Annotated in this window: 20 protein-coding genes and 1 tRNA gene; 12 read left to right on the forward strand and 9 right to left on the reverse strand. The window is 56.8% G+C overall.

The genetic code is table 11. The features are described 5' to 3' along the window. Window positions 1–2: 2 nt before the first annotated feature. On the reverse strand, window positions 3–509 hold the full coding sequence (locus tag DTI93_RS02770; protein ID WP_052349061.1) for a copper chaperone PCu(A)C: 507 nt from the start codon (window positions 507–509) through the stop codon (window positions 3–5). Between the two features lie 151 nt (window positions 510–660). On the opposite strand from DTI93_RS02770, the gene nrdR reads away from it, so the two are divergent. Genes nrdR through thiL form a run of 3 tightly spaced genes read left to right on the forward strand, consistent with a single transcriptional unit; the run spans window position 661 to window position 2,576 of the window. Then, the gene (gene nrdR, locus DTI93_RS02775; RefSeq protein ID WP_043560151.1) at window positions 661–1,140 is read left to right on the forward strand and encodes a transcriptional regulator NrdR; all 480 of its coding nucleotides are present in this window, start codon (window positions 661–663) and stop codon (window positions 1,138–1,140) included. Next, entirely contained in the window at window positions 1,137–1,619 is a 483-nt protein-coding gene (gene nusB, locus DTI93_RS02780) for a transcription antitermination factor NusB (protein ID WP_043560149.1), read from the forward strand. Before nrdR ends, nusB begins: the two co-directional genes overlap by 4 nt. A 12-nt stretch (window positions 1,620–1,631) precedes the next feature. Beyond that, on the forward strand, window positions 1,632–2,576 hold the full coding sequence (thiL, locus tag DTI93_RS02785) for a thiamine-phosphate kinase (protein WP_249079583.1): 945 nt from the start codon (window positions 1,632–1,634) through the stop codon (window positions 2,574–2,576). A gap of 52 nt (window positions 2,577–2,628) precedes the next feature. On the opposite strand, the gene DTI93_RS02790 is transcribed toward thiL, so the two are convergent. Further along, a complete protein-coding gene (locus DTI93_RS02790) occupies window positions 2,629–3,807 on the reverse strand; it encodes a hypothetical protein (protein WP_043560144.1) in 1,179 nt (392 codons plus the stop codon). 87 nt (window positions 3,808–3,894) lie between these two features. Here DTI93_RS02790 and DTI93_RS02795 point away from each other — a divergent pair, with 87 nt between their 5' ends. Both DTI93_RS02795 and glk read left to right on the forward strand, forming a co-directional pair. After that, window positions 3,895–4,689 carry an SDR family oxidoreductase gene (locus DTI93_RS02795; RefSeq protein ID WP_043560141.1) on the forward strand — a complete coding sequence of 265 codons (795 nt, stop codon included), beginning with the start codon at window positions 3,895–3,897 and terminating at the stop codon, window positions 4,687–4,689. 95 nt (window positions 4,690–4,784) lie between these two features. Beyond that, window positions 4,785–5,774, forward strand: coding sequence for a glucokinase (gene glk / locus DTI93_RS02800; protein ID WP_043560138.1), 990 nt, complete (start codon window positions 4,785–4,787; stop codon window positions 5,772–5,774). 367 nt (window positions 5,775–6,141) lie between these two features. Here glk and DTI93_RS02805 read toward each other — a convergent pair. Next, window positions 6,142–6,215 (reverse strand) — tRNA-Cys (locus DTI93_RS02805). 197 nt (window positions 6,216–6,412) lie between these two features. On the opposite strand from DTI93_RS02805, the gene DTI93_RS02810 reads away from it, so the two are divergent. Together DTI93_RS02810 and DTI93_RS02815 are read left to right on the forward strand one after the other, a co-directional pair. Then, on the forward strand, window positions 6,413–7,864 hold the full coding sequence (locus tag DTI93_RS02810; RefSeq protein WP_081563152.1) for a TolC family outer membrane protein: 1,452 nt from the start codon (window positions 6,413–6,415) through the stop codon (window positions 7,862–7,864). Between the two features lie 97 nt (window positions 7,865–7,961). Then, the gene (locus DTI93_RS02815; protein ID WP_249079584.1) at window positions 7,962–10,667 is read left to right on the forward strand and encodes a valine--tRNA ligase; all 2,706 of its coding nucleotides are present in this window, start codon (window positions 7,962–7,964) and stop codon (window positions 10,665–10,667) included. A gap of 105 nt (window positions 10,668–10,772) precedes the next feature. Here DTI93_RS02815 and ilvD read toward each other — a convergent pair whose 3' ends face one another. Continuing rightward, window positions 10,773–12,626, reverse strand: a complete 1,854-nt coding sequence (gene ilvD, locus DTI93_RS02820) for a dihydroxy-acid dehydratase (protein WP_249079586.1) — start codon at window positions 12,624–12,626, stop codon at window positions 10,773–10,775. 171 nt (window positions 12,627–12,797) lie between these two features. On the opposite strand from ilvD, the gene msrA reads away from it, so the two are divergent. Then, window positions 12,798–13,331, forward strand: a complete 534-nt coding sequence (gene msrA, locus DTI93_RS02825; RefSeq protein WP_249079588.1) for a peptide-methionine (S)-S-oxide reductase MsrA — start codon at window positions 12,798–12,800, stop codon at window positions 13,329–13,331. 46 nt (window positions 13,332–13,377) lie between these two features. Here msrA and DTI93_RS02830 read toward each other — a convergent pair whose 3' ends face one another. From DTI93_RS02830 to ubiE, 5 genes are all read right to left on the reverse strand, one after another. Beyond that, on the reverse strand, window positions 13,378–14,697 hold the full coding sequence (locus DTI93_RS02830; protein WP_081563154.1) for an AAA-associated domain-containing protein: 1,320 nt from the start codon (window positions 14,695–14,697) through the stop codon (window positions 13,378–13,380). Window positions 14,698–14,700: 3 nt separating this feature from the next. Beyond that, complete coding sequence (locus tag DTI93_RS02835) at window positions 14,701–15,978, reverse strand: hypothetical protein (protein WP_143539834.1); 1,278 nt, start codon at window positions 15,976–15,978, stop codon at window positions 14,701–14,703. Window positions 15,979–16,232: 254 nt separating this feature from the next. Continuing rightward, window positions 16,233–16,685: a dUTP diphosphatase gene (gene dut, locus DTI93_RS02840; RefSeq protein ID WP_043560125.1), complete on the reverse strand. Its 453-nt coding sequence runs from the start codon at window positions 16,683–16,685 to the stop codon at window positions 16,233–16,235. A 35-nt stretch (window positions 16,686–16,720) separates the two neighbouring features. Further along, window positions 16,721–17,908: a bifunctional phosphopantothenoylcysteine decarboxylase/phosphopantothenate--cysteine ligase CoaBC gene (gene coaBC / locus DTI93_RS02845; RefSeq protein WP_081563157.1), complete on the reverse strand. Its 1,188-nt coding sequence runs from the start codon at window positions 17,906–17,908 to the stop codon at window positions 16,721–16,723. A 2-nt stretch (window positions 17,909–17,910) separates the two neighbouring features. Next, window positions 17,911–18,699 (reverse strand): bifunctional demethylmenaquinone methyltransferase/2-methoxy-6-polyprenyl-1,4-benzoquinol methylase UbiE, encoded by a 789-nt coding sequence (ubiE, locus tag DTI93_RS02850; RefSeq protein ID WP_081563158.1) that lies wholly within the window; start codon window positions 18,697–18,699, stop codon window positions 17,911–17,913. Window positions 18,700–18,728: 29 nt separating this feature from the next. On the opposite strand from ubiE, the gene mutM reads away from it, so the two are divergent. From mutM to dnaN, 4 genes are all read left to right on the forward strand, one after another. Beyond that, window positions 18,729–19,583 (forward strand): bifunctional DNA-formamidopyrimidine glycosylase/DNA-(apurinic or apyrimidinic site) lyase, encoded by an 855-nt coding sequence (gene mutM, locus DTI93_RS02855; RefSeq protein ID WP_249079590.1) that lies wholly within the window; start codon window positions 18,729–18,731, stop codon window positions 19,581–19,583. 108 nt (window positions 19,584–19,691) lie between these two features. Then, entirely contained in the window at window positions 19,692–19,964 is a 273-nt protein-coding gene (gene rpsT / locus DTI93_RS02860) for a 30S ribosomal protein S20 (RefSeq protein WP_043560115.1), read from the forward strand. A gap of 285 nt (window positions 19,965–20,249) precedes the next feature. Beyond that, window positions 20,250–21,701 carry a chromosomal replication initiator protein DnaA gene (gene dnaA, locus DTI93_RS02865; protein WP_249079593.1) on the forward strand — a complete coding sequence of 484 codons (1,452 nt, stop codon included), beginning with the start codon at window positions 20,250–20,252 and terminating at the stop codon, window positions 21,699–21,701. A 74-nt stretch (window positions 21,702–21,775) separates the two neighbouring features. Continuing rightward, complete coding sequence (gene dnaN / locus DTI93_RS02870) at window positions 21,776–22,900, forward strand: DNA polymerase III subunit beta (protein ID WP_043560108.1); 1,125 nt, start codon at window positions 21,776–21,778, stop codon at window positions 22,898–22,900. Window positions 22,901–22,909 lie beyond the last annotated feature (9 nt).

A 22,909-nucleotide genomic window follows, 5' to 3' on the forward strand; every position in this document is an offset into this window, starting at 1 on the left:
CATCAGGGGCCGACGTGTTTTTCTTCCACAATCGGCTGCATGACAAACGAAGCCGTCACGTCTCCCACATCCTGAAAATGAAACGTGAAATCAAGTTTGCTGCCAGCCTGATAGGGGACTTTCAGTCCGTGGCAGATCAGATGATAGCCACTTGTCGGAAAAACGAGCGTCCCTTCATGCGGCACAGCCATGCGCTGGAAAATATCATATGTCTGCCGGGGAGACTGGATCGCAACCTGGCTGTTCCGGTTCGACGTGACGGAATTGCATCCGGGAGATGTGATACCGCGCAGCAGCATGTCCGTTACCCCATGATTGCTCAGCGAGAATGTCCCGAAAGCAAACGGAGCTTCCCTGTAGCGTGTGTGCAGCGCGGCATCATTGATGGTGATGCTCTTCAGGGAAAGAGGCGGGGGGGCTACACCGCTGTCGGTAGCGGCGGCACTTTCCAGCCCGAGACCGATCAGCAGGGCTGCTATTGTCAGGGAGTTGCGTCCTGTCCTGTTCATGATCCTCGCTCCTGCCATATGGCCTGGGAAAAGACAGGGCAATCATAAAGAAAAAAGCCCTTTCATATTCCTCAATGCTGCCATTTCCGATAAACTGTGCAGCAGGCGGGGTCAAGAAAGACCCTGCTCTGGTTGCTTTTCGGATTATGCCATGTACTGCCCTTTTTGCGGAAATCAGGAAACGCAGGTCAAGGATAGCCGCTCGGCAGAAGATGGTGCTGCCATCCGCCGTCGGCGTGTCTGCTGTGCCTGTGCGCAACGCTTCACCACCATTGAACGTGTGCAGCTGCGTGAACTGACCGTCATCAAGGCCGATGGTCGCCACATTCCTTTCGATCGTGACAAACTGGCCCGGTCCATCCGGATTGCCCTGCGGAAACGGCCTGTCGATGAGGTACAGCAGGAGCGCCTGCTGAATGGCCTTGTCAGACAGCTGGAAGCCTCCGGCGAACAGGAAATCCCATCCTACAGGATCGGAGAGCTCGTCATGGATGCGCTGCGTGAGATTGATGGCGTTGCCTATGTCCGCTTTGCCAGTGTCTATAAAGATTTTCGGGAGATTGAGGCGTTCTCCAAAATTCTTGTCGATATGAACAGCCCCGCCAATCCCCCCTCTCAGGAGACCCCATGACCGAACCGTCATCCACTACATCACGTAAACGCAGCCGGACAATTGCCCGCATGGCAGCCACGCAGGCCCTGTATCAGTGCGAACAGACAGGTGCCAATCCCGAGAGTGTCCTCATGGAGTTCATCCGGCACCGGCATGTTGCCTCTACGGCCTGTTTTGAAGATGGCCATATTCCTGATGCCGACCTGAACCTGCTGGAAGAGCTTGTCCGCAATGCCGTGCTGAAACAGGATGCCATCGACACGACTCTGACAGCACTGCTTCCTGAAAGCTGGCCGATGGACCGTCTTGACCCTGTCCTGCGTGCCCTGTTGCGCACGGCTATTGGAGAAATGATGACAGGGCTGCCAGCCCAGGTTGCCATCAATGAGTATCTGGATGTCGCCCATGGCTTTTTCAGTGGGGATGAACCGAAGATGGTCAATGGCATTCTGGACAGATTTGCCCGTCAGCTGGGCGGAGAGCAGGGCGCACGGTAAAGGACGGTACAGATGGGCGAGTTTGACTTCATAGCCCGGCATTTCCGTCCGCTTGCAGGGCCGGGCGCCATGGAGCTTCGCAATGATGGAGCAACCATGGCTCTCCCAGCAGGGGAAGAACTTGTTCTCTCCAGCGATACCATGGTTGAGGGGCTTCATTTCCTCCCAGATGATCCGGCAGGGACGATTGCCCGCAAGCTGCTACGCTGCAATCTCTCAGACCTGGCTGCCATGGGCAGCCGGCCACGCCATTACATGCTGAATGTCAGTGTTCCGCCAGGACGGCATTATGATGAAGCCTGGTTTACGGAATTTGCTGCCGGGCTGGCAGCGGATCAGAAACAGTATGACATTTCTCTTCTGGGAGGCGACACAACTGGCAGTCCTTCCCCGCTGATGCTGAATGTCACCATTCTGGGGTCAGTCCAGCGGGGACAGGTTTTACGCCGTGATGGTGCCAGAGCAGGAGATGGTGTCTGGATTACCGGCAGTCTCGGGCGGGCTGCGTTGGGATTGCAGATCCGACTGGGCAAACTGGCGACAGGGGACGCTTCTCTTGTAGAGGCCTATCGTATACCGACACCTCGTACCGGCCTTTCCCTGTATGGTATCGTCAGTGCCGCCATGGATATCTCGGACGGTCTGTTGCAGGATTCTGGCCATATTGCCGAAGAATCTGGTGTGGCCATCACCCTTTTTGAAGAAAAGCTGCCTCTTGTCCCTGAGGTTGCTGCCCATATGACGACTCACCGGGAGATAATCCTCCTCGGAGGGGATGATTACGAACTTCTACTGACCTGCCCCGCCGCCAGCGAGGACGCTTTGCAGGCCCATTGCAGACAGCACGGCGTGCCCCTCACCAAAGTGGGCATGGTGACAGAAGGCAAAGGCGTGACCATGCTGGACAGACAGCACGCCCCCATCAATTTCTCACGGACCGGCTGGCAGCATTTCTGATCACTGCCAGACCATGATGGAGGAAGAAGGGCACTTCCTCCACCCAGCCTCATCAGGCAGAAAGATTTTTTTCGTAAAGACGATGTGTTTTATGTGGATGAGGCACGAGAGATTCCGCCAGATTCCTCATTCCGACATCACTCTCCAGAACCCAGCCAAGTTCAACCCATTTGTAAGGCAGCGTATGACCACGACGCATCAGTTCCACAATGGCGAGAGAAGGCAGAAGCGACCCAAGCATCGTTCCGCGCATTTTGCTGGAAACACCCAGCAGAATCACACGGGCCGACCGAAAACGGTGCGTTGCCAGCCGGTAGCCAAGCCGCATCCACCCAAGAGGTGATGGTGCTCCTCCCAGATCCCCCGCAATGTCGTAGAGATTGGGAAGAACCATGGCCATGGCAACCGGTTCGCCATTCTGATCAATCTGGACATAATGCTCAGGGCGCAGGAGCGGCTTGATCTGCTCGATCATGGCCGTCATTTCGTAATCCTGCATGGGCACAAAATTGTACTTATGTGACCAGGCATCATTATACAGCTTCCGCAGCACCTCTCCCTGGGTAGTGATTTCCTTCTTGGAAAGATTGCGGGTCGTAATCGTGCTGAGCCGCCCTTCACCGAGTCTCAGATTGCCTGGAACCTTGAAGCGCTCTTCCGTCGTTCCATCCAACTCCAGCCGGTAGCTCAGCAGGTCCTGCGCCTTCTCATATCCACATTGACGGATGAGGGCATCCAGACCTTTCGGGTGCCAGGGAATGGCAATCATGGGGGCGGAGCGCTGCCCTTCCACCATGGTCCCGGTCTCCGCATTTCCGCTCAGCGTGACTGGGCCGCGTATCTTGGAAATCTGCCGTTTTTTCAGCCAATCCTCAACAGCCTGTAGAAGGGCTGAGACAATCTCCCGTTCAGGAATGGCATCAAGCGCACCAAACTGCCCAATAACTTCCTGCCAGTGATCAATTGCCTTATGATCGACAATCGCGGCGATTCGTCCAACGGGGCGACCATCGCACCAAGCCAAGAAATACTGTATCTCCGCATGGCGGAAAACCGGGGATTCCTTGGGGCTGAGCAGGTGCCTCTGCTCCATGTCCAGCGGGGGGACGAAGCCGTCCATTCCTTTATAGATATGGCGCGGAAGTGTGATAAAACGACGTAAATCTCCCCGTGTGGTCACGGGACGAACATCGACCTTGGCAGATTGAGAGTTTGGCGCTTCACATTGCATAGCAATGGCTATACTCGTACACGAGCCTTCCCGCTAGAGGGCAAAAATGAAAGGGGCTTCATGTCCAGACCAGAAAAAAACTCAACGATGCCTCGGCATCACATCCTCATAACTGGCGCTTCCAGCGGCATCGGGGCGGCTCTGGCGGAGTATTATGCCCGTCCCGGCGTACATCTGACACTGTGGGGACGGAGTGAAGAGCGGCTGGGAAAAACGGCGTCCGCAGTGCGTGCAAAAGGTGCCAGCGTGGACATCTTCAGCATCGACCTGACACAGGCCGATGAGGCCCTGAAAGCCCTTGCCTATACCGATGACCAGCTGCCGATCGACATCCTGATCCTCTCAGCCGGGATGGCGGACATCCGGCCTCATGGCGCCCTTGCTGAATCAGCAGAGACAGCCCTCAGAATGTCCATGGTCAATTTTGCCACCCCTGTGGCCATGGCCACCGAAATGGCAAACCGCATGGCAGCCCGTCGTCATGGCCGCATCGCCCTGATGGGGTCTGTCGCTTCCTTCCATGATCTGCCGCTGGCCACAGTCTATAGTGGCTCCAAAGCAGGGTTGGGACGCTTCAGCACGGCCCTCCAGGCAGCCATGACACCTCATAATGTCCGTGTCTGCCTGATCGCTCCAGGTTTTGTGGATACCCCCATGAGCCAGCGGCTGGACGGTGAGCAGGCTTTCCTCGTGCCGGTGGAGAAAGCAGCCCGCAAAATCGCCCGCAGCATCAATCAGGGCAGGGGGGTTCTCGTATTCCCGTGGGTGTTCCAGCTGACCCGTCTGCTGGAGATGGTCCTTCCCCGTCCTATCGCCCATCGCATCCTGCGGCGGCTGGATGTCATGCAGCATCCTGAACATGAAAAGACTGCCCACCAATAATTGAAGAAAACCTTACAGGTCAGGTGCTTGCAGACAGGAAGGGGGCATGGGAAAATGGGGCAGCACATCTCTCTGCGTATTGAAGGGATAAACGTATGAAAGAAATTGTTGCCGTTGATATCGGCGGAACCCATGCCCGCTTTGCCATCGCTGAAATCAAGGATGGTCGGGTGGTGTCTCTCGGGGAAGCAACGACACTCAAATGTGCCGAGCACGCTTCCCTGGCGCTGGCATGGGAGGCTTTTGGCCGGTCACTGGGGCGCCCCATTCCCCGGGAAGCGGGCATTGCCGTGGCCTGTCCGATCAATGGCGAAGTCCTCAAGATGACCAACAATCCGTGGATCATCCAGCCGGCCCAGCTTGGCAGCCGCCTGAAGCTGGATGATTTCGTTCTGGTGAACGACTTCGGAGCGATTGGTCATGCTGTGGCCCAGGTTGGCCCGGAATACATGAACCACCTGTGTGGTCCAGATGTTGATCTTCCCTCCGAGGGGACCATCACCATTCTTGGTCCGGGTACGGGGCTGGGGGTTGCAAGCCTTCTGCGTGGCGAAGATGGATATCATGTGATCGCAACGGAAGGTGGGCACATGGACTTCTCGCCTCTGGATGCGGTGGAAGATCATATCCTTCAGGCGCTTCGTGAACGTTTCCGTCGTGTTTCTGTTGAGAGAATCGTCTCAGGGCCGGGCCTGACCAACCTGTATGAAGTCATTGCAGAACTTCAGGATCGTCCCATCACCATCAAGGACAACCGCACCCTGTGGACCACAGCGATGGAAGGAACGGACAATCTGGCCGCCGCAGCACTGGAGCGCTTCTTCCTGAGTCTCGGAGCTGTTGCCGGGGACCTGGCTCTTGCCCATGGGGCTCATGGTGTTGTTGTGGCCGGTGGGCTGGGCCAGCGTCTGGCAAATATTCTACCGCATTCCGGCTTTGCTGAGCGGTTCATCGCCAAGGGGCGTTTCGAAACCATGATGAGCGAAATGCCGGTGAAAATCATCACACATCCGCAGCCTGGCCTGTACGGTGCTGCCGCTGCTTATGCCAGCAAAACAGCCAGCAAACAGGCAGAAACTGCTTGATCTGAATGAGGGGAAGGGAGTCATCCAGAAAGAGGATGCTCCCTTCCTTCATCATGATATGATTTTCTGAAAAAATGCAGGTCTGATCGAGGGCCCTGTTCCATTCGCTCCATGTTTTGCCAAGCCGCACCCTTTTTCGTCATGTTTCGGGAGAAACAGCTTGGACGAGGTAAAATCTGAAATTCCATGAAGCGCCTGTGTGGCCTGCGACCACACAAAAAACCGTCATCAAAAAGGGAAATTCCCCAGAAATATTACCCCCTGATATACCCCCAAAATTGTGGGATACACCGGGACTAATCGGAATAGTCGCTACCCCGAGAATGGCTGTTTCTCAACGTGTCTGGGACGTATCGGGATAACACCATGGAGGTCTGGGCGGGAATCGAACCCACATACGCGGATTTGCAGTCCGATGCATAGCCATTCTGCCACCAGACCTCAGGTGTGTGTCCTTAATAAGGATTATTACTCACAGGTCAATAGGGAGAAAACGATACAGGGCATTTTTCGCTTATTTTCAGTGAGATTCTCCCTTATAGTCCCTCTTGCACATCTTTTCCGAAACAGACGACCAAACCGGCAGATTAACGAGCATGAAACTCCCGCCCCATTTTTTTTCAAAAATTAGAAAATCGATGAAGATGGGGCTGGGCCTATGTGTTGGAGCCGGGCTCCTGTGCCAGCATGGCCATGCCCAGACAGCGGTTACAAATCCCAATGGCAACCCGGAGTTCGTCCCTCATACCCTGAAAGATGCCTTGGCTCTGACCTATCTGACGAACCCCCAGCTTCGGGAGGCCCGGGCGCAGCTCCGCTCTGTTGATGAGCAGATGTCCGCAGCAGAGGCGGGGTGGCGACCAACCATTACGGCCAATGGGTCACTGACCTACTACAAGGGCAGCAGCCGCTACACACAGCAGACCGAGATCAATGGCCAGACTGTCAGGCTGCCCAACATCCAGCATTATAACAGTGGCGGTTACAACACGACCGTATCGCTGACCCAGCCCATCTATCAGGGCGGAAAAACGGTTGCGAGCATCCATATGGCCCGCAACCAGATTTTTGCCCAGAGAGCTCGGCTGATAGAAACGGAGCAGGAGGTCCTTTACGGGGCCATGAATGCCTATGTCCGTCTGGTCGCCAATCTTCAGCTCCTCCAGGTCAGCATCAATAATGAGAGGGCTCTGCGGGCCCAGCTGGATGCAGCGAACAGGCGCTTCCGCCTCGGGGAACTGAGCCGGACAGACGTGGCGCAGGCGCAGGGTGCCCTTGCAACAGCCACGGCCGAACGTCATCAGACAGAAGGTGCCGTGCAGGCAGCCCAGGCCAGCTATCTCCAGGTCGTTGGTGTGCCGGCCCCACCAGACCTCGTTCCACCACAGCCTCTGGCCCTGCCTGTCCGTACGGAACAGGAAGCCGTAGCAGAGGCCGTGCGGAACAATCCGAACGTGATCGCCGCACTCTTCAATGAAGCACAGCAGAAAGACAACATCTCCCTCCAGATGTCGGCCATCATGCCCAAACTTTCTGCCGGAGTGGCTTATCAGCGTTCAAAAGATCAGGGGCAGGACCAGTCCCTGCAGGACAACAAATACGCCACGCTCAACCTCCAGATTCCCCTCTATCAGGGAGGGAGTGAATATGCAGCCGTCCGGCAGGCCCGCCAGACGGCCATCGCAGCCCGCAATGAGGTGGATGTCCAGCGCAGGTCTGCCCTGGAGCAGACATCAGAAAGCTGGCAGACCTACATGTCCATCAAGGACACGCTCCGCAGCCACCAGATTGCCGTTTCCTCCAATATGGCGGCCCTTGCCGGTGTCGAAAGGCAGGCTCTTGTCGGCACGGCAACAACCCTGTCCGTCCTCCAGCAGCAGGCGACATTGTTGCAGTCACAGCGTGCACTCATCCAGAGCGTGACATCCTTGGTCACCTCCTCCTACGACATTGCCCGTGCCATGGGCCATCTCACCGCTGTGGACCTGAAACTGAATGTCCCCCTGTATGATGAAAAAGCCTATTATCATGCCGTTAAAAACCGCCTCTGGGGCGTTGGGGATTATCAGGTGAACCAGCCAGGCCGATAAATGGGGGAGGGGTTTTTCGCCTCTGCCTATCGGCAAGTTTTCATGCCGGTGATATGAACATCACCCTCTGACACGCTACATCATGACCCGGGAAACCATGTCCGAACAGAATGCACACTCTTCTCTGATTCCTTCCGATCTGGAAAAGGCCTTCATCCCCGCCGATTACGAAACCACGCTTTACAGATTGTGGGAAAATGCCGGGACGTTCAGGGCGGACCCCGGGAAAGGTGGCTCACCTTATTCCATCATGTTTCCGCCCCCCAACGTCACGGGGACACTGCATCTCGGGCACGCCCTGACCTTCACTCTCCAGGATATTCTTATCCGCTGGCAGAGGGAGAAAGGGGCCAATGTTCTCTGGCAGCCCGGTACAGATCATGCCGGTATCGCCACGCAGATGGTTGTCGAACGGGCTCTGGACAAGGAAGGCATCAACAGGAAAGAGCTTGGTCGGCCCCGCTTCATTGAGCGTGTCTGGGACTGGAAGAATGAATATGGCGGGACCATCATCCAGCAGCTTCGCCGCCTTGGTGCCTCGGCAGACTGGACCCGTGAACGGTTCACCATGGATGAAGGTCTGTCACGCGCCGTTCGCAAGGTATTCGTCCAGCTGCATGAAGAAGGGCTGATCTATCGGGACCGTCGTCTTGTCAACTGGGACCCTGTTTTCCGCTCGGCCATTTCTGATCTGGAGGTGGAGAACAGGGAAACAAAAGGCTCCATGTGGCATATCCGTTATCCTCTGGAAAACGGTGGAACCATCACGATTGCCACAACCCGACCGGAAACCATGCTGGGCGACGTGGCTGTGGCCGTCAATCCGGAAGATGACCGCTATACCAGCATGGTTGGCCAGACCATCATCCTTCCCCTGACGGGGCGGCGCATCCCTGTCGTGGCAGACGAACATTCAGACCCGGAAAAGGGAACAGGGGCTGTTAAAATCACACCAGCTCATGATTTCAATGACTTCGAAGTCGGAAAGCGTCATGACCTGCCAGCACCGACCATTCTGGATGAAAGCGCCTGCATCTGGCTGGATGAGATCCGTGCCGAACTGGCTGACCACGCTGGCATAAGCGACATCGAGTTCGTCCAGGCTCTGGAAGGTCTCCACCGTGATGAGGCCCGTAAGAAGATCGTTGAAAAGCTGGAAGAGATGGGCTGGCTGGAAAAAATCGAGCCCCATGTGCTTCAGGTACCCACAGCCGAACGTGGCGGTGCCATTGTGGAGCCGAGACTGACGCTGCAATGGTACTGCGATGCGCCCAGACTGGCACAGCCCGCCGTTGAGGCTGTCCAGTCCGGTGAAATGGTCTTTGAACCCCAACAATGGGAGAATACCTTCTTCGCCTGGATGAGGGACCTTCAGCCGTGGTGCATCAGCCGTCAGCTCTGGTGGGGTCACCAGATACCGGCCTGGTATGGGTCTGATGGAAAAACCTACGTTGCAGAGACGGAAGAAGAAGCCCAGAAGAAGGCTGGCCCTTCCATCACCCTGACGCAGGATGAAGACGTGCTGGACACATGGTTCAGCTCGGCTCTCTGGCCGTTCACGACACTGGGCTGGCCGGACAGGACGGAAGAGCTGGAGTTCTATTATCCAACCAGCACCCTGGTCACCGGCTTTGACATCATCTTTTTCTGGGTATCCCGGATGATGATGATGGGGCTTCACTTCATGGGGAAGGTTCCTTTCCGCAAAATACTGATCCATGGCCTTGTTCGGGATGAGAAGGGACAGAAAATGTCCAAGTCCCGAGGCAATGGTATTGATCCTCTGGATCTGATTGCCGATTACGGGGCGGACGCTACCCGCCTTGCCATTGCTGCGGGTGCTGGGCTGGGACGGGACATCAAGCTGGGCCGTACCCGTGTTGAAGAACATAGAGCCTTCATCACGAAGCTCTGGAACGCCTCCCGGTTCCTCCAGATGAATGGCGTGAAACCGAATCCCGGTTTCACTCCATCTGCAGTCCAGTCCACCATGGCCCGCTGGATTCTGGAGGAAGCCCGCAAGGCCGTGACACAAGCCGATGCGGCACTGGAAGCCTCCCGTTTTGATGAGTACACACGCTGCTGTTACAATTTTGTCTGGAATATTTTCTGTGACTGGTTCGTGGAATTCTCCAAACCGACCTTCCGGGCCGGTGGTGTGGAGGCAGAAGAGCTGAAGGCAGCTGGTGCGTATGTACTGGGTATTATTCTGCGCATGATGCACCCCGTCATTCCATTCGTGACCAGCACGCTCTGGGAGAAGCTGGGTTATTCTGGACCGTTTGGGACCGACAGCTGGCCTGAGATTCCCCAGATTGCCGGTGCTGAAGACGCTGCGGATGAAGTCAACTGGGTCATCCGGTTGATCAGTGACGTGCGGACTGTTCGGGCAGAAATGAATGTTCCGCCATCCCAGAAAGCCCCGCTGCTGCTGCGTGATGCTTCGGAAAAAACGCTCGAACGGGCCCGTAAATGGCAGGCTGCCATCGACCAGATGGCTCGTGCCTCCGAAGTTTCACCACTGGCAGGGGAGCCGCCGAAAATGGCTGCCCAGCTCATTCTGGATGAAGCAACCATCTTCCTGCCGCTGGAGGGTGTGATCGACCTTGAGGCGGAAAAAGCCCGTCTCCAGAAGGAAATCACACGGCTTGAGGGGGAAATCGGCAAGGTCGAAAAGAAGCTCGGCAATGAGAACTTTGTTGCCCGTGCCAAGCCTGAGGTTGTTCAGGAAAATCGTGACCGGCTGGAGACGTTCCAGCAGGAGCTTGCCAAGCAGAAAACAGCTCTGGGGCGTATAAGCTGATTTCCCGTTGCCATCAGAGTAAAAAAAAGCCTGCCCTGAAACGGCAGGCTTTTTTTATTGCAAGGGATTTATCGAGAGGGACGGTACTGACAGCCGTCCCTGATATTACAGCTTCTTGACGATGATCTGGGACAGATCCCGAACAGCCCCATGGGCTGCACTGGTCGTCATGGCCGCATAAGCCTTCAGAGCCGTGGAAACGACACGTTCACGCTGAGGCTGCCAGCCTGCAGAGCCCTTCCCATGCATGGCAGCACGGCGCGCTTCAAGCTCTGTCTCCGACACTTCCAGATGCAGACGCCTTTCAGGAATGTCGATGATAATGGCATCACCTTCTTCCACCAGGCCGATCAGACCGCCTTCAGCGGCTTCCGGAGACATGTGACCAACAGAAAGCCCAGAACTCCCGCCTGAAAAACGTCCATCAGTAATCAGTGCGCAGGATTCTCCCAGCCCCATGGATTTAAGATAGCTGGTCGGGTAGAGCATTTCCTGCATTCCCGGTCCGCCTTTGGGCCCTTCATACCGGATGACCACGACATCACCCGGTATGATCTCCTTGCCCAGAATGGCATTCACAGCAGCATCCTGACTGTCAAAGACACGGGCACGCCCCTTGAACTTCAGAATATGTTCTGCAACCCCTGCCGTTTTGACGATGGCGCCATCCAGCGCCAGATTTCCATAAAGAACAGCCAGCCCGCCATCCTGCGAGAAGGCGTGGTTCCGGTCACGCAGAACACCGGTCCGACGGTCCCGGTCCAGCTCCCTGTACAGGCTGTTCTGGGAAAAAGCCTCAACCGTCCGCACACCACCAGGCGCTGCCCGGAACAGCTCTTCCGCCTCATCCTGATTCTGCATGATGTCCCAACGCCTCAGGGACGCCGCCAGCGTAGGAGAGTGCACAGTCGGCGTTCCCGCATCAATCAGGCCGGCACGATCCAGCTCTCCAAGAATGGCCGGAATCCCGCCAGCCCGGTGGACATCCTCCATATGTACATCAGCAACGGAGGGCGACACCTTGCAGAGGTGAGGGACCTTCCGGGACAGGGCATCAATATCACTCATCGTGAAATCGACTCCGGCTTCCCGGGCTGCGGCCAACAGATGCAGCACCGTGTTGGTGGAGCCCCCCATGGCAATGTCCAGCGTCATGGCGTTGGTGAAAGCCGCCTTCGTAGCAATGCCACGGGGAAGAGCCGTTGCATCGCCTTCCTCATACCAGCGCTTTGCCAGCTCTACGCTCAGGCGGCCAGCCCCAAGAAAAAGCTCCTTACGTTTGGCATGTGTCGCCAGAAGAGAGCCATTGCCCGGCAGGGAAAGACCAAGCGCCTCCGTCAGACAGTTCATGGAATTGGCCGTGAACATGCCCGAGCATGAACCGCAGGTCGGACAGGCGGATCGTTCCACACGTTCGGAGATGTCATCACTGACACGTTCATCAGCTGCCGCCACCATGGAGGTCACAAGATCAACCGCCCGCTCAATGCCGTCCATGTCTGCCTTGCCAGCTTCCATTGGCCCGCCAGACACGAAAACGGTCGGGATGTTCAGCCGTAGCGAGGCCATGAGCATGCCCGGTGTAATCTTGTCACAGTTGCTGATACAGACCAGCGCATCGGCACAGTGGGCATTGACCATATATTCCACGGAATCCGCAATCAGTTCCCGTGAGGGCAGGGAATAGAGCATCCCGCCATGCCCCATGGCGATACCGTCATCCACGGCAATGGTGTTGAATTCCCTGGCCACACCACCGGCTTCCTCCACAGCCGAAGCCACCAGAGCTCCCATGTCCTTGAGATGGACATGACCGGGCACGAACTGGGTATAGGAATTGGCAATGGCAATGATGGGCTTGCTGAAGTCCCCATCCTTCATGCCTGTCGCTCTCCAGAGCGCACGGGCCCCTGCCATGTTGCGGCCACGGGTGCTTGTATGGGAACGATAGGCAGGCATTCAGGAAACCTCTTTCAAAAAAAATATTTTCAGGGCGTTCTATAGTAAGAAACGGTAACATAAAACAAAAAAATTGAAAGATATGAAAAGCATGGCGATTGCCCCCTAGCGATACAGGCCGCTGAAGGCCATATGCAGGGCACTCACGATTTTACACGGACAGGAGCAACCATGACACAGACATCATCCATCATCCTTGGGGGCGGGTGCTTCTGGTGTGTCGAAGCCATCTTCAACGGCCTCAGGGGCATCATCTCTGCCAAACCGGGGTACGCGGGTGGTCATGTAGAGCATCCCAGCTACAAAGCTGTCTGTACCGGCAGGACCGGCCATGCCGAGGTAGTACGGGTGGTGTTCAATCCTGCTGAAATTGGTCTGGAAGATATTCTCCGGGTTTTCTTCACAACCCATGACCCGACCCAGCTGAACAGACAGGGCAATGACGTAGGCACGCAATACCGCTCCGTCATCTTTGGTGATGAAGCCCAACAGGCCGTTGCCCGGACAGTCCGGGACGACATTGCAGCCCAGAACATCTGGGAGGCACCGCTTGTCACCTCCATTGAGGGACCTGCCCACTTCTGGGAGGCGGAAGAAAGCCATCATGATTATTTTGCCCGCAACCCGGAAACAGCCTATTGCGCCGCTGTCGTGGCCCCCAAGATTGCCAAGGCCCGCAAGCTCTACCGGGACCGGCTGAAATAATCAGTTCTCCATCATGAAAACAGTGGAGGAGCGGAAAAAGGTTCCTTCACTCGTCATATTCCAGCAGCACACGGTCCGTTTCTTCATCATAGCCAAACAGATTGGCATAACGGGCCCATGATATGGCTGTATTCATTGTCTGCCGGGCATAGGTTGTGGACATGGTATCTTCCAGCTTGCGGCGGAATATATCAGCATCCATGGCATGGTTGCTCCGCTCATCCAGCGTACTGCGGATCAGCTTCAGCAGCGGGACGGAATGGAGCAGGGCTGTCCGCATGATGTCCCGGCGCGCATCGGCATCGCCTTCCACGAAGGTACGGCCCGTGCTGGTAAGCATGATGTCTCCATCCTCCAGCTCTGCAAAATCCAGCAATTGCAGGGTTTCACCCAGCGGGAAAAGGTCATCAAGAGTCATCTGGAGTTGATTGGCCAGCTCCGGCAGGTCTGCCCGACCAGAGAGGGGCGCATGTTCCAGCGATTCCATGAGGCCGACCAGAAGTTCAATGGAAATGTCGGGCAGCACGATGAAGGAATCACTTTCATCCTGAACCTCTCCCTGATCGGGCGTGGAAAGGTCAGCCTCCGAAACACTGGGCGCCCGAAGGGTCATCAATGTATATATCTGGTCCACAAAATGGCGAAAATCATCGTCCTGACGATTCCGGGGATGGGGGAAGGGCACAACAATCTCATGCGTGATACGCCCTGGCCCCGATGAGAACAGTAAAATCCTGTCACACATCAGCACGGCTTCTTCAATGGCATGAGTGGCCAGCACCATGGCTTTCAAAGGTCCCAGCCGATGTTCCTGCCACAGTTCTATCAGGTCTGTTCGCAGGTTTTCGGCGCTCAGATGATCGATATTGAGAAAAGGCTCATCAAGCAGAAGGATTTCAGGCTGCCGTGCCAGAGCACGGATCAGCGAGGCCCGTTCTGCCAGAGCATCAGAAAGCTCTCTCGGATAGGCACCTTCATATCCGTCCATATCGAGGACCTCGATGATGGCATCCGCAATTTTTTCCCGCTCTTCCCGGGGCTGACGTCTGGCCTCCAGAGCAAGAAGAACATTTTCCCGTACTGTCAGCCATGGAAAGAGAACATCATCCTGAAGGATGATGGACACCGTTTCGAGCGCCTGGGCAGTAGCTCGTCCTTCCCGCCAGAACACTTTCCCCTTTCGGGGCTGTTCCAGGCCAGCCATGATCTTCAGAAGGCTGGATTTGCCCGAGCCTGAACGTCCGACAAGCCCCAGAATTTCCCCCTCCCGAACATCCATGTTGACCTGTTCAACAATGGGAACGTCCTGATGGCGGGATTTATGTGCAAACTGTGCACAGTCGGCCAAGCGTAAGATAGCACTCATGAGCTAGATCCTATAACGGTGCGCCATGCGCTCCTGCAATGGAATGCAGATACCCCATCGGACAGACACAGCCATCAGCGTCATCAGGCACAGCAGGATGCCCTGTACACTATAGGCGTGAGCCTGAAGAATACGCAGATGGAGCGTTTTCCTTTCCAGCAGAGCGGCCAGATAGACATTGTCCCAGAAAAAAGGCAGCGCCACGACAGCTGCCTGCAGCAGAGGCGGGCAAAGCAGGGGCAGGCGGACATCCTTCCAGAATGACCACAGGGGCAAACGAAGATGATGCCCCATCACGATGAACTGACGCCCCGCAACGTCGGCTTCCCGAAGAAACGCCCAGCCAGTGATGCCCATGACCGCCAGAGCCGGCATGACATTCAGAGGGACGGGTACGGACAGTCCCAGCCAGACCATGAAAACAGGAAAAAGCGCTACCACCAAGCAGGCCTTCCGGATCCGCTTCTGCACCTGTACAGGAGCACCCAGCAGCAGGCCCCCCAGCCACCCCCAGACCCCACCAACCAGACAGACCGCTACCACAAGAGCTCCCAACGGCCCCGGTATGCCCCAGAACCCCCAGGAAAGGATCATGGTCAGCATGGTTCCGGCCCCTCCCAGCAGGCAGCGCCTCTTCCAGGAAGCGGAACGCTCCTCCAGCCTCTGTGTCTGCATCTGGTCACAGACGGCATAATGCCGACCGTATCCGCGCAGGGGCGCAATGAGACCATGCTGAACCAGCAGCACAGGCACCAGCATGAGAAGCAGTACGCCACAGGCGGACAACTCTCCGCCTGTTTTCAGGGCCGAGAGAAGTGCTCCCCCCAACCCGGAAGGGGTATGGGAAAGAAACAGTGCAAGAACCAGCTCCCCTCCCAGAATACGGAGCCAGAAATCGGGCAGGTCCCTCAGAACGGACCGTACGAGCTCAGGGAAGGCAAACGGGATGTGAAGGCGCCAGAAACCCTGCCAGCGCCCCAGCCGCAAGGCTCTTGCCGTTTTCAGAAAACTGGACGGGATTCCTGTTTCCGCTTTCAGGGTGGCGTGGACACTCCTGACCAGCAGGCTGAAGCAGCCCACCGCCACGACATCCCAGAACGGCGTCATGACCATACAGAACAGCCCGACAAGGCAAAGGGAGGGAATTTCTCCCAGTATGGCCGTCACACCAGCCAGCGCCCGACGCAGGCCAGTCGAACAGGCCGCCAAGGAGAGGAGAACACAATGCCCCGCAGCCGCCAGAAGCAGCGCCACCACTCCCTTGCCCAGGGTCCAGAACATATCATCCCATGGAGACGGGAAGACAGGGAAGGGCACCAGACCACATGCCCGCAGAAGCCCATACAGTCCCCCCAGAATCAGGACACAGCAGGAGAGACCACTTCCCTGATAAGCCAACAGCCAGTGCCTGCTTCTTTCCCCCAGTCTGGAAAGGTACGCAAAGGGCCAAGTATCCCGTCTCATGGCTGGCCCATGGCCGAATGAATCTTCATGACCGACCCCTCAAAAATCAGCCGCCGGGACTGGAAAACCGGTCAATGGCCGGTACTGCCGAAGCCCCCATGCCCTCGGTCTGTTGTATCAAGGCTGCTGCACTCCTGCCACTGCATTCTCACGACAGGCGCCAGAACCCCCTGGGCAATCCTCATCCCACGTTCGATGACAAAATCTTCCGCCCCGGCATTGATGAGGATGATGCGGATTTCTCCCCGATAATCTTCATCAATGGTGCCGGGACTGTTGGGCACCATGATGCCGTGCTTCAGGGCCAACCCGGAGCGGGGACGTATCTGAAGCTCATGCCCCTCAGGCAGGGCAACACACAGCCCTGTCGGCACCAGTTTCCGCTCCCCCGGACGAAGTATCAGAGGCTCCTGCACCGCCGCCTGGAAGTCAACACCGGCAGCTCCGGCAGTTCCATAGGCAGGCAGCTCCAGCCCCTCGGAATGGGGGAGGCGAAGAATACGGACTTTCACGACATCGGACATGGCTTGATCCCCTCACAGCTAAAGCCAGAGGACTGTTAATCCTGTTTCTGGAAAAAAGCCACCACCCGCTCTGCAAGCTGTTCTGCCAGAGCGGGTTTGGTCATTTCTGGCCAGCTCTCCGTTCCATTCTCTGTCAGGAACAATACCTGATTTTTCTGCCCACCAAACGGATGCCGGCTCACATCATTGGCAAGAAGCCAATCACACCCCTTGCGGCGACGCTTCTGCTCCGCATGACTCTGAAGATCATCCGTCTCCGCCGCAAACCCGACAACCAGTGCCGGACGTTTTGCAACATGGGACAGCGTGGCCAGAATGTCAGGATTCTCTCTCAGGGAAAGAACAGGCGGAGCCTCTGCCGTTTTTTTCATCTTCCGGCTGCTGACAGTCTCAGGGCGCCAGTCACTGACAGCTGCCACACAGATGGCTGCATCAGCCGGAAGCTGTGCAAGGCAGGCAGCCTTCATCTCTTCTGCCGTCCTTACGTCAATCCGCTGGACAGACGGTGGAGTGGGCAGAAAGACAGGACCACTCACGAGCCGGACGTCGGCACCTCTGGCCGCCAGAGCGCCTGCAATGGCATAGCCCTGAAGCCCTGATGAATGGTTGGAAATGAAGCGGACAGGGTCAATCGGCTCTACCGTCGGGCCGGCCGTGACAATGATACGGCGCCCCCTCAGGCCTGTTCCCCCCGACAGGGTTGAACGGACTGCCGCCAGAATCTCGTCCAGCTCTGCCAGACGTCCCATGCCGGTTTCACCACAGGCCACGGCACCATGCGCCGGACCAACGCATCGGACACCCCGCTGCTCCAACAGGGCAAGATTGGCCTGTGTGGCAGGATGGGACCACATGTGAGGATTCATGGCCGGTGCCAGAAGAATGGGAGCAGCCGTTGCCAGGAGAAGGGTCGTGGCCAGATCATCAGCCATGCCCTGTGCCATGCGAGCCATCAGATTGGCCGTGGCCGGGCAGACCAGCACCAGGTCGGCCGACCTGGCAAGAGCGATATGACCGATCTCACTTTCCTGCCCGGGGCGGAACAGCTCATCATGGACAGGAGCGCCACACAACACTTCCAGGGACAATGGCGTCACGAACTGCTTCGCCGCTTCCGTCATGACGGGCACGACCTCCATGCCCTCATGCCGGAGCTGCCGGGCGAGATCCAGCGCCCTGTAGGCAGCAATGCCACCTCCCAGAATGAGAATGACGCGGGCCATGCTCAAAGCCGCCAGCCAGAATGAATGGCCACGATCCCTCCCGAAAGATTCTGATAGGATACACGATCCATCCCCGCCGCCCGCATCATGCCTGCCAGTGTTTCCTGATCCGGGAACATGCGGATGCTTTCGGCAAGATACTGATAGCTCTCCGCATCACCAGCAATCATCTGCCCCATGCGGGGCAGCACCTGAAAGGACCAGAGATCATAAAGGGCCGAGAGGGCCGCCACATCCACTTTCGAAAATTCAAGGCAGAGAAAACGCCCGCCCGGCTTCAGCACACGACGGACCTCCCGCAGGACAGCATCCTTGTCCGTACAGTTGCGCAGTCCGAACGCCATGGAGACCCTGTCCATCGAAGCATCAGGAAAAGGCAGTGCCTCGGCATCAGCAACACAGACATCCATCTCCCCGATCAGCCCGGCCTTGATGGCCCGCTGACGGCCAACTTCCAGCATGGCCTCGTTGATGTCCGAAAGCACGGCATGGCCACCACCACGACGCAACCAGCCAAAAGTGATGTCTCCCGTACCGCCAGCAAGGTCGAGCAGCCTGTATCCCGGCTGCGGGGACAGCATGGTCACGAAGATGCGCTTCCAGACCCGATGGATACCGAGGGACATGGCGTCATTCATGACGTCGTATTTGCCAGCAACGCTTTCAAAAACCTGTCGGACCAGCGGTTTCTTTTCGCCCCGTGGCACATCACGGTAGCCGAAATCAATCGTATCAGCCTCAAAATCAGCTGACGAAGAAGAGGAGGTATGGGAAGAATGGTGTTCAGTCATATGCCACCGTTATCTCATTGCGGATATTTATGCCAGAACTCCCAGAAGTTGAAACCATTCTCCAGAGCATGAAGGCTTCGCTGAAGGGGCACAGCCTGTCCAGCGTGGAGGTCAACCGGCCTGACCTGCGTCTGCCTTTTCCGCCAGGTCTCTCCACAATCCTCCTCCATCAAACGATCATCCAGTTGAGACGTCGTGCCAAATATATTCTGATGGATTTCCAGCATGGCTGGACCCTTCTCATACATCTGGGCATGTCCGGCAGGCTGTTCATCGACCCTGCCCGCCAGAATCTGCCACCCCGCAAGCATGAGCATCTCGTCCTGTGGACCAGCAACGACCATCGTGTCGCCCTGGTGGATCCCAGACGTTTCGGCATGGTCTGTCTCTTCCAGACAGAACAGGAACACCAGCAGCCACAGCTTGCCCATCTGGGAGTGGAACCTCTTTCTGACCAGTTTACGGCAGAAACCCTTGCGGCAACCCTGGTCACGACACGGATGCCTATCAAGAATGCCCTGCTGGACCAGCGCCGGATTGTCGGACTGGGGAACATCTATGTCTGCGAAGCCCTGTTTCGGGCCCGCATCCATCCCGCACGGGCCGCTGACAGTCTGAGCAAGGCGGAGACAAAACGTCTCTGCAGCCTCATTGTGGAGATACTCCAGACGGCTATTGCAGCCGGAGGCTCCACATTGCGGGACTATGTGCACACTGATGGCCAGCCAGGGGCTTTCCAGACCCTGCATCTTGTCTATGGCAGGGAAGGGCAACCCTGCCCAGCATGCCTGGCAAAAGGGTATTCCATCCCCATACAGCGTATGACACAGAGCAGTCGGTCCACGTTTTTCTGTCCACACTGCCAGAAAAAGTTGCGTAAGTGACCCGTTATTGCCGCAGGATATGAAGACAGTGCTTGACGCCATGTCAGCGGAGCGGTAGAGGGGCAGACATTATTTTTTAGCGAACTATCCGCAGGAAACCTGAAGCCCATGGCAAACAACGCATCTGCCCGTAAACGCATCCGTCAGAACGAGCGCCGCCGTCTGCGCAACGCTTCCCGCCTGTCCCGTATGCGTACCTTCATCAAGAATGTTGAGAAGGCCATCCTGTCCGGCGACAAGAATGCAGCGGCAGAAGCACTCCGTGCGGCCCAGCCTGAGATGCAGCGTGCAGCTGGCAAGGGTGTGATTTCCCGCAACACGGTCAGCCGCAAGCTCTCCCGCCTCTCTGCCCGCATCAAGTCTCTTACCGCCGCTGCCTGATCGTCCGATCCAGGCAGAATGGCCCGTTTCATCAGGACCTGATGAAACGGCTTCGGGCGCGCCCACTGGGCGCGTTCTTTTTTTGCCCTCACGCAAGGCGGGGTCGTATCATGGCCCAAGCAGGCTTTCCCTTTCCTGAAGGTTAAGCTAGTGTGACAAGGCACCCAACGCCCCGGCAAAAACACTTGATTACCCCTTCTGGCGGGTTCTACCCTAGCCGAAGGCCTGCAAGACCATGAAGTACGGAGATCAGAAGTGGAAAAAGCTCAGTCCCAGGACGCTGCTATGGCCTCTTCTGAAAATTCTGCTCTCAAGGCATCTTGGCTGCGCATCTGCGATCGCCTGAAAGGTGAGGTCGGCGATGTGGAATACAGGATGTGGATCCAGCGCATTACGTTGGGCCCGCTGGATGATGATGAAATTACCCTCTACCTGCCGGAACGTTTTCTGAGAGACTGGGTCCGTGCCCAGTATGGCCAACGCCTTCAGTCCCTGTGGCGTGAAGAGAATCCAGCTGTCCAGCATGTCGAATTACGGATCGACAAGAAAGCACAGCGTGCCGCAAAAACCGGGGATGATGCTCCACAGGCTGAAGAGGGCGGGGGGGCTGCGAATCTCTCCATCAGCGCCATGGCCAATGAAGATGCAGCGGCCCTGGATCGTGAAGAGGCCGTTGCAGCCGCTTCGCCCTCGATGAATGAAGTGCGGAATGATCTTGCCGTCCCGCTGGACCGCCGCTTCACGTTCGACAATTTCGTGGTCGGCAAGCCCAATGAATTCGCCTATGCCTGTGCAGGGCGTGTTGCGGATCATCCCGCCAGCCCCGGTTTCAACCCGCTCTTCCTGTACGGTGGCGTTGGTCTTGGCAAGACCCATCTCATGCACGCTATTGGCCTCAAGCTGATCAGCCGCGGGAACATCTCGGTCGCCTATATGTCTGCCGAGAAATTCATGTACCGTTTCATTGCGTCCATGCAGTCCAAATCCCAGATGGAGTTCAAGGAACAGCTCCGGTCGGTTGATGTGCTGATGATTGACGACCTCCAGTTCCTGATCGGGAAGAACAGCACTCAGGAAGAATTCTTCCATACATTCAATGCGCTGGTGGATGCAGGGCGGCAGATCATCGTCAGCGCTGACAAGAGCCCCTCTGATCTTTCCGGTCTGGAGGACAGGCTCCGCACACGGCTGGGCTGCGGTATGGTAGCGGATATTCACGCTACGACCTTCGAGCTGCGCATTTCCATTCTGGAAGCCAAGGCCAAGGCCTCTGGCACGCCTGTCCCTCCCAAGGTGCTGGAATATCTGGCCCACAAGATCACCACCAACGTGCGGGAGCTGGAAGGTGCACTGAACCGCCTCATCGCCCATGCTGATCTGGTAGGCAGACCCGTCACGCTGGAATCGACACAGGATGTCCTCAAAGATATGCTCAAAGCTCATGAGCGCCGTGTTACGATTGATGAAATCCAGCGCAAGGTGGCCGAGCATTTCAATATCCGTCTGACCGACATGTCATCAGCCCGTCGTGCCCGGGCCGTGGCCCGCCCCCGGCAGATTGCCATGTATCTGGCCAAACAGCTTACAAGCCGCAGCCTCCCGGAAATCGGCCGGAAATTCGGCAATCGGGACCATACGACTGTCATGCATGCCGTGAACCGCATTTCGGAGCTTATGGAACAGGACCCCGGTCTGGCTGAAAGCGTCGAGCTGCTGCGCCACATGCTAGAAAGCTGAAGATGGCTTTTCAAGCATGTCCTTGTTTTGCTAGAGAGACATATTACTCTTCCCGATAAGGCTTTGGGGTTGTCATGAAGTTCACAGTTGATCGCGCGCCACTTCTGCGTGCACTGTCTCACATTCAGGGTGTCGCTGAAAAACGGAACACCATCCCCATTCTCGCCAATGTGCTGATGGAGCATGATGGCGAGGTTCTGCGCCTGACAGCGACGGACATGGAGATTGCCGTCGTCGAGGAAATTCCATCAGAGGCCACACATGCCGGGTCCGTCACTGTTCCGGCTGCCGTTCTCTTCGAGATCGTCCGCAAACTGACCGATGGTGCCCTGATCGAGTTCGAACAGAAGGATGCGGAAGGGCCCCTTCACCTCAAGGCCGGGCGGTACGAGACGAGCCTGAACGTTCTGCCAGTTGATGACTTTCCGGCCATGGTAGCAGGCGATCTGCCTCATCATTTTGCCATTCAGGCAGGTGATTTGCGTCGGCTGGTCGACCGTACCCGCTTTGCCATGTCCAACGAGGAGACCCGTTATTATCTCAACGGCATCTATCTCCATATCGTACTGGTGGACAAAAAGAACCATCTCCGGGCTGTGGCGACAGATGGACACCGGCTGGCCAAGGTCGACGTTCCAGCGCCTTTCGGCGTAAAAGAAATGCCGGGCATCATCATCCCCCGCAAGACCGTAACCGAAGTTCGGAAACTGCTGGATAATGATGGAGCCTCTGTAGAGGTGGCTCTTTCAGAGACGCGCATCCAGTTCCGTATCGGTTCCATCTTGTTGACCTCCAAGCTGGTGGATGGCACTTTTCCGGAATATACCCGTGTCATTCCCCAGTCCAATTCACGCATCCTGCGTGTTACCAAGCAGGATCTTGCGGCAGCCGTAGGTCGTGTGGCGGCCATCAGCCAGGAACGTTCCCGCCCGGTAAAGCTGACCATCACGAAGAACCATCTGACCCTCTCCGCAACCAGCCCCGATCAGGGCATTGCTCAGGAGGAGCTGGATGAAAACAGCGTCACCTACGACAATGACGACATGGAGATCGGCTTCCAGGCCCGTTACCTGACGGACATCACCGACCAGATCGACGCTGAAGCCGAGTTCGCCCTTGCCGACAGTTCATCTCCAACACTGATCCGCGATACGGCCGAGCCTGCGGCTCTGTACGTTCTCATGCCCATCCGGGTCTGAACGATCTCC

The sequence above is a fragment of the Parasaccharibacter sp. TMW 2.1884 genome, assembly GCF_023337695.1.
Taxonomy (GTDB): Bacteria; Pseudomonadota; Alphaproteobacteria; order Acetobacterales; family Acetobacteraceae; genus Bombella; species Bombella apis.

Bases quoted from the DNA above. Each gene is read 5' to 3' on its own strand.
- DTI93_RS02830 (WP_081563154.1), bottom strand. From the start codon at position 14,697: ATGAGTGCTATCTTACGCTTGGCCGACTGTGCACAGTTTGCACATAAA.
- ubiE (WP_081563158.1), bottom strand. From the start codon at position 18,699: ATGACTGAACACCATTCTTCCCATACCTCCTCTTCTTCGTCAGCTGAT.
- mutM (WP_249079590.1), top strand. From the start codon at position 18,729: ATGCCAGAACTCCCAGAAGTTGAAACCATTCTCCAGAGCATGAAGGCT.
- dnaA (WP_249079593.1), top strand. From the start codon at position 20,250: ATGGCCTCTTCTGAAAATTCTGCTCTCAAGGCATCTTGGCTGCGCATC.
- msrA (WP_249079588.1), top strand. From the start codon at position 12,798: ATGACACAGACATCATCCATCATCCTTGGGGGCGGGTGCTTCTGGTGT.
- dut (WP_043560125.1), bottom strand. From the start codon at position 16,685: ATGTCCGATGTCGTGAAAGTCCGTATTCTTCGCCTCCCCCATTCCGAG.
- DTI93_RS02810 (WP_081563152.1), top strand. From the start codon at position 6,413: ATGAAGATGGGGCTGGGCCTATGTGTTGGAGCCGGGCTCCTGTGCCAG.
- nusB (WP_043560149.1), top strand. From the start codon at position 1,137: ATGACCGAACCGTCATCCACTACATCACGTAAACGCAGCCGGACAATT.
- coaBC (WP_081563157.1), bottom strand. From the start codon at position 17,908: ATGGCCCGCGTCATTCTCATTCTGGGAGGTGGCATTGCTGCCTACAGG.
- DTI93_RS02770 (WP_052349061.1), bottom strand. From the start codon at position 509: ATGAACAGGACAGGACGCAACTCCCTGACAATAGCAGCCCTGCTGATC.
- dnaN (WP_043560108.1), top strand. From the start codon at position 21,776: ATGAAGTTCACAGTTGATCGCGCGCCACTTCTGCGTGCACTGTCTCAC.
- DTI93_RS02790 (WP_043560144.1), bottom strand. From the start codon at position 3,807: ATGCAATGTGAAGCGCCAAACTCTCAATCTGCCAAGGTCGATGTTCGT.
- DTI93_RS02815 (WP_249079584.1), top strand. From the start codon at position 7,962: ATGTCCGAACAGAATGCACACTCTTCTCTGATTCCTTCCGATCTGGAA.
- ilvD (WP_249079586.1), bottom strand. From the start codon at position 12,626: ATGCCTGCCTATCGTTCCCATACAAGCACCCGTGGCCGCAACATGGCA.
- DTI93_RS02835 (WP_143539834.1), bottom strand. From the start codon at position 15,978: ATGTTCTGGACCCTGGGCAAGGGAGTGGTGGCGCTGCTTCTGGCGGCT.
- DTI93_RS02795 (WP_043560141.1), top strand. From the start codon at position 3,895: ATGCCTCGGCATCACATCCTCATAACTGGCGCTTCCAGCGGCATCGGG.
- glk (WP_043560138.1), top strand. From the start codon at position 4,785: ATGAAAGAAATTGTTGCCGTTGATATCGGCGGAACCCATGCCCGCTTT.
- nrdR (WP_043560151.1), top strand. From the start codon at position 661: ATGTACTGCCCTTTTTGCGGAAATCAGGAAACGCAGGTCAAGGATAGC.
- rpsT (WP_043560115.1), top strand. From the start codon at position 19,692: ATGGCAAACAACGCATCTGCCCGTAAACGCATCCGTCAGAACGAGCGC.
- thiL (WP_249079583.1), top strand. From the start codon at position 1,632: ATGGGCGAGTTTGACTTCATAGCCCGGCATTTCCGTCCGCTTGCAGGG.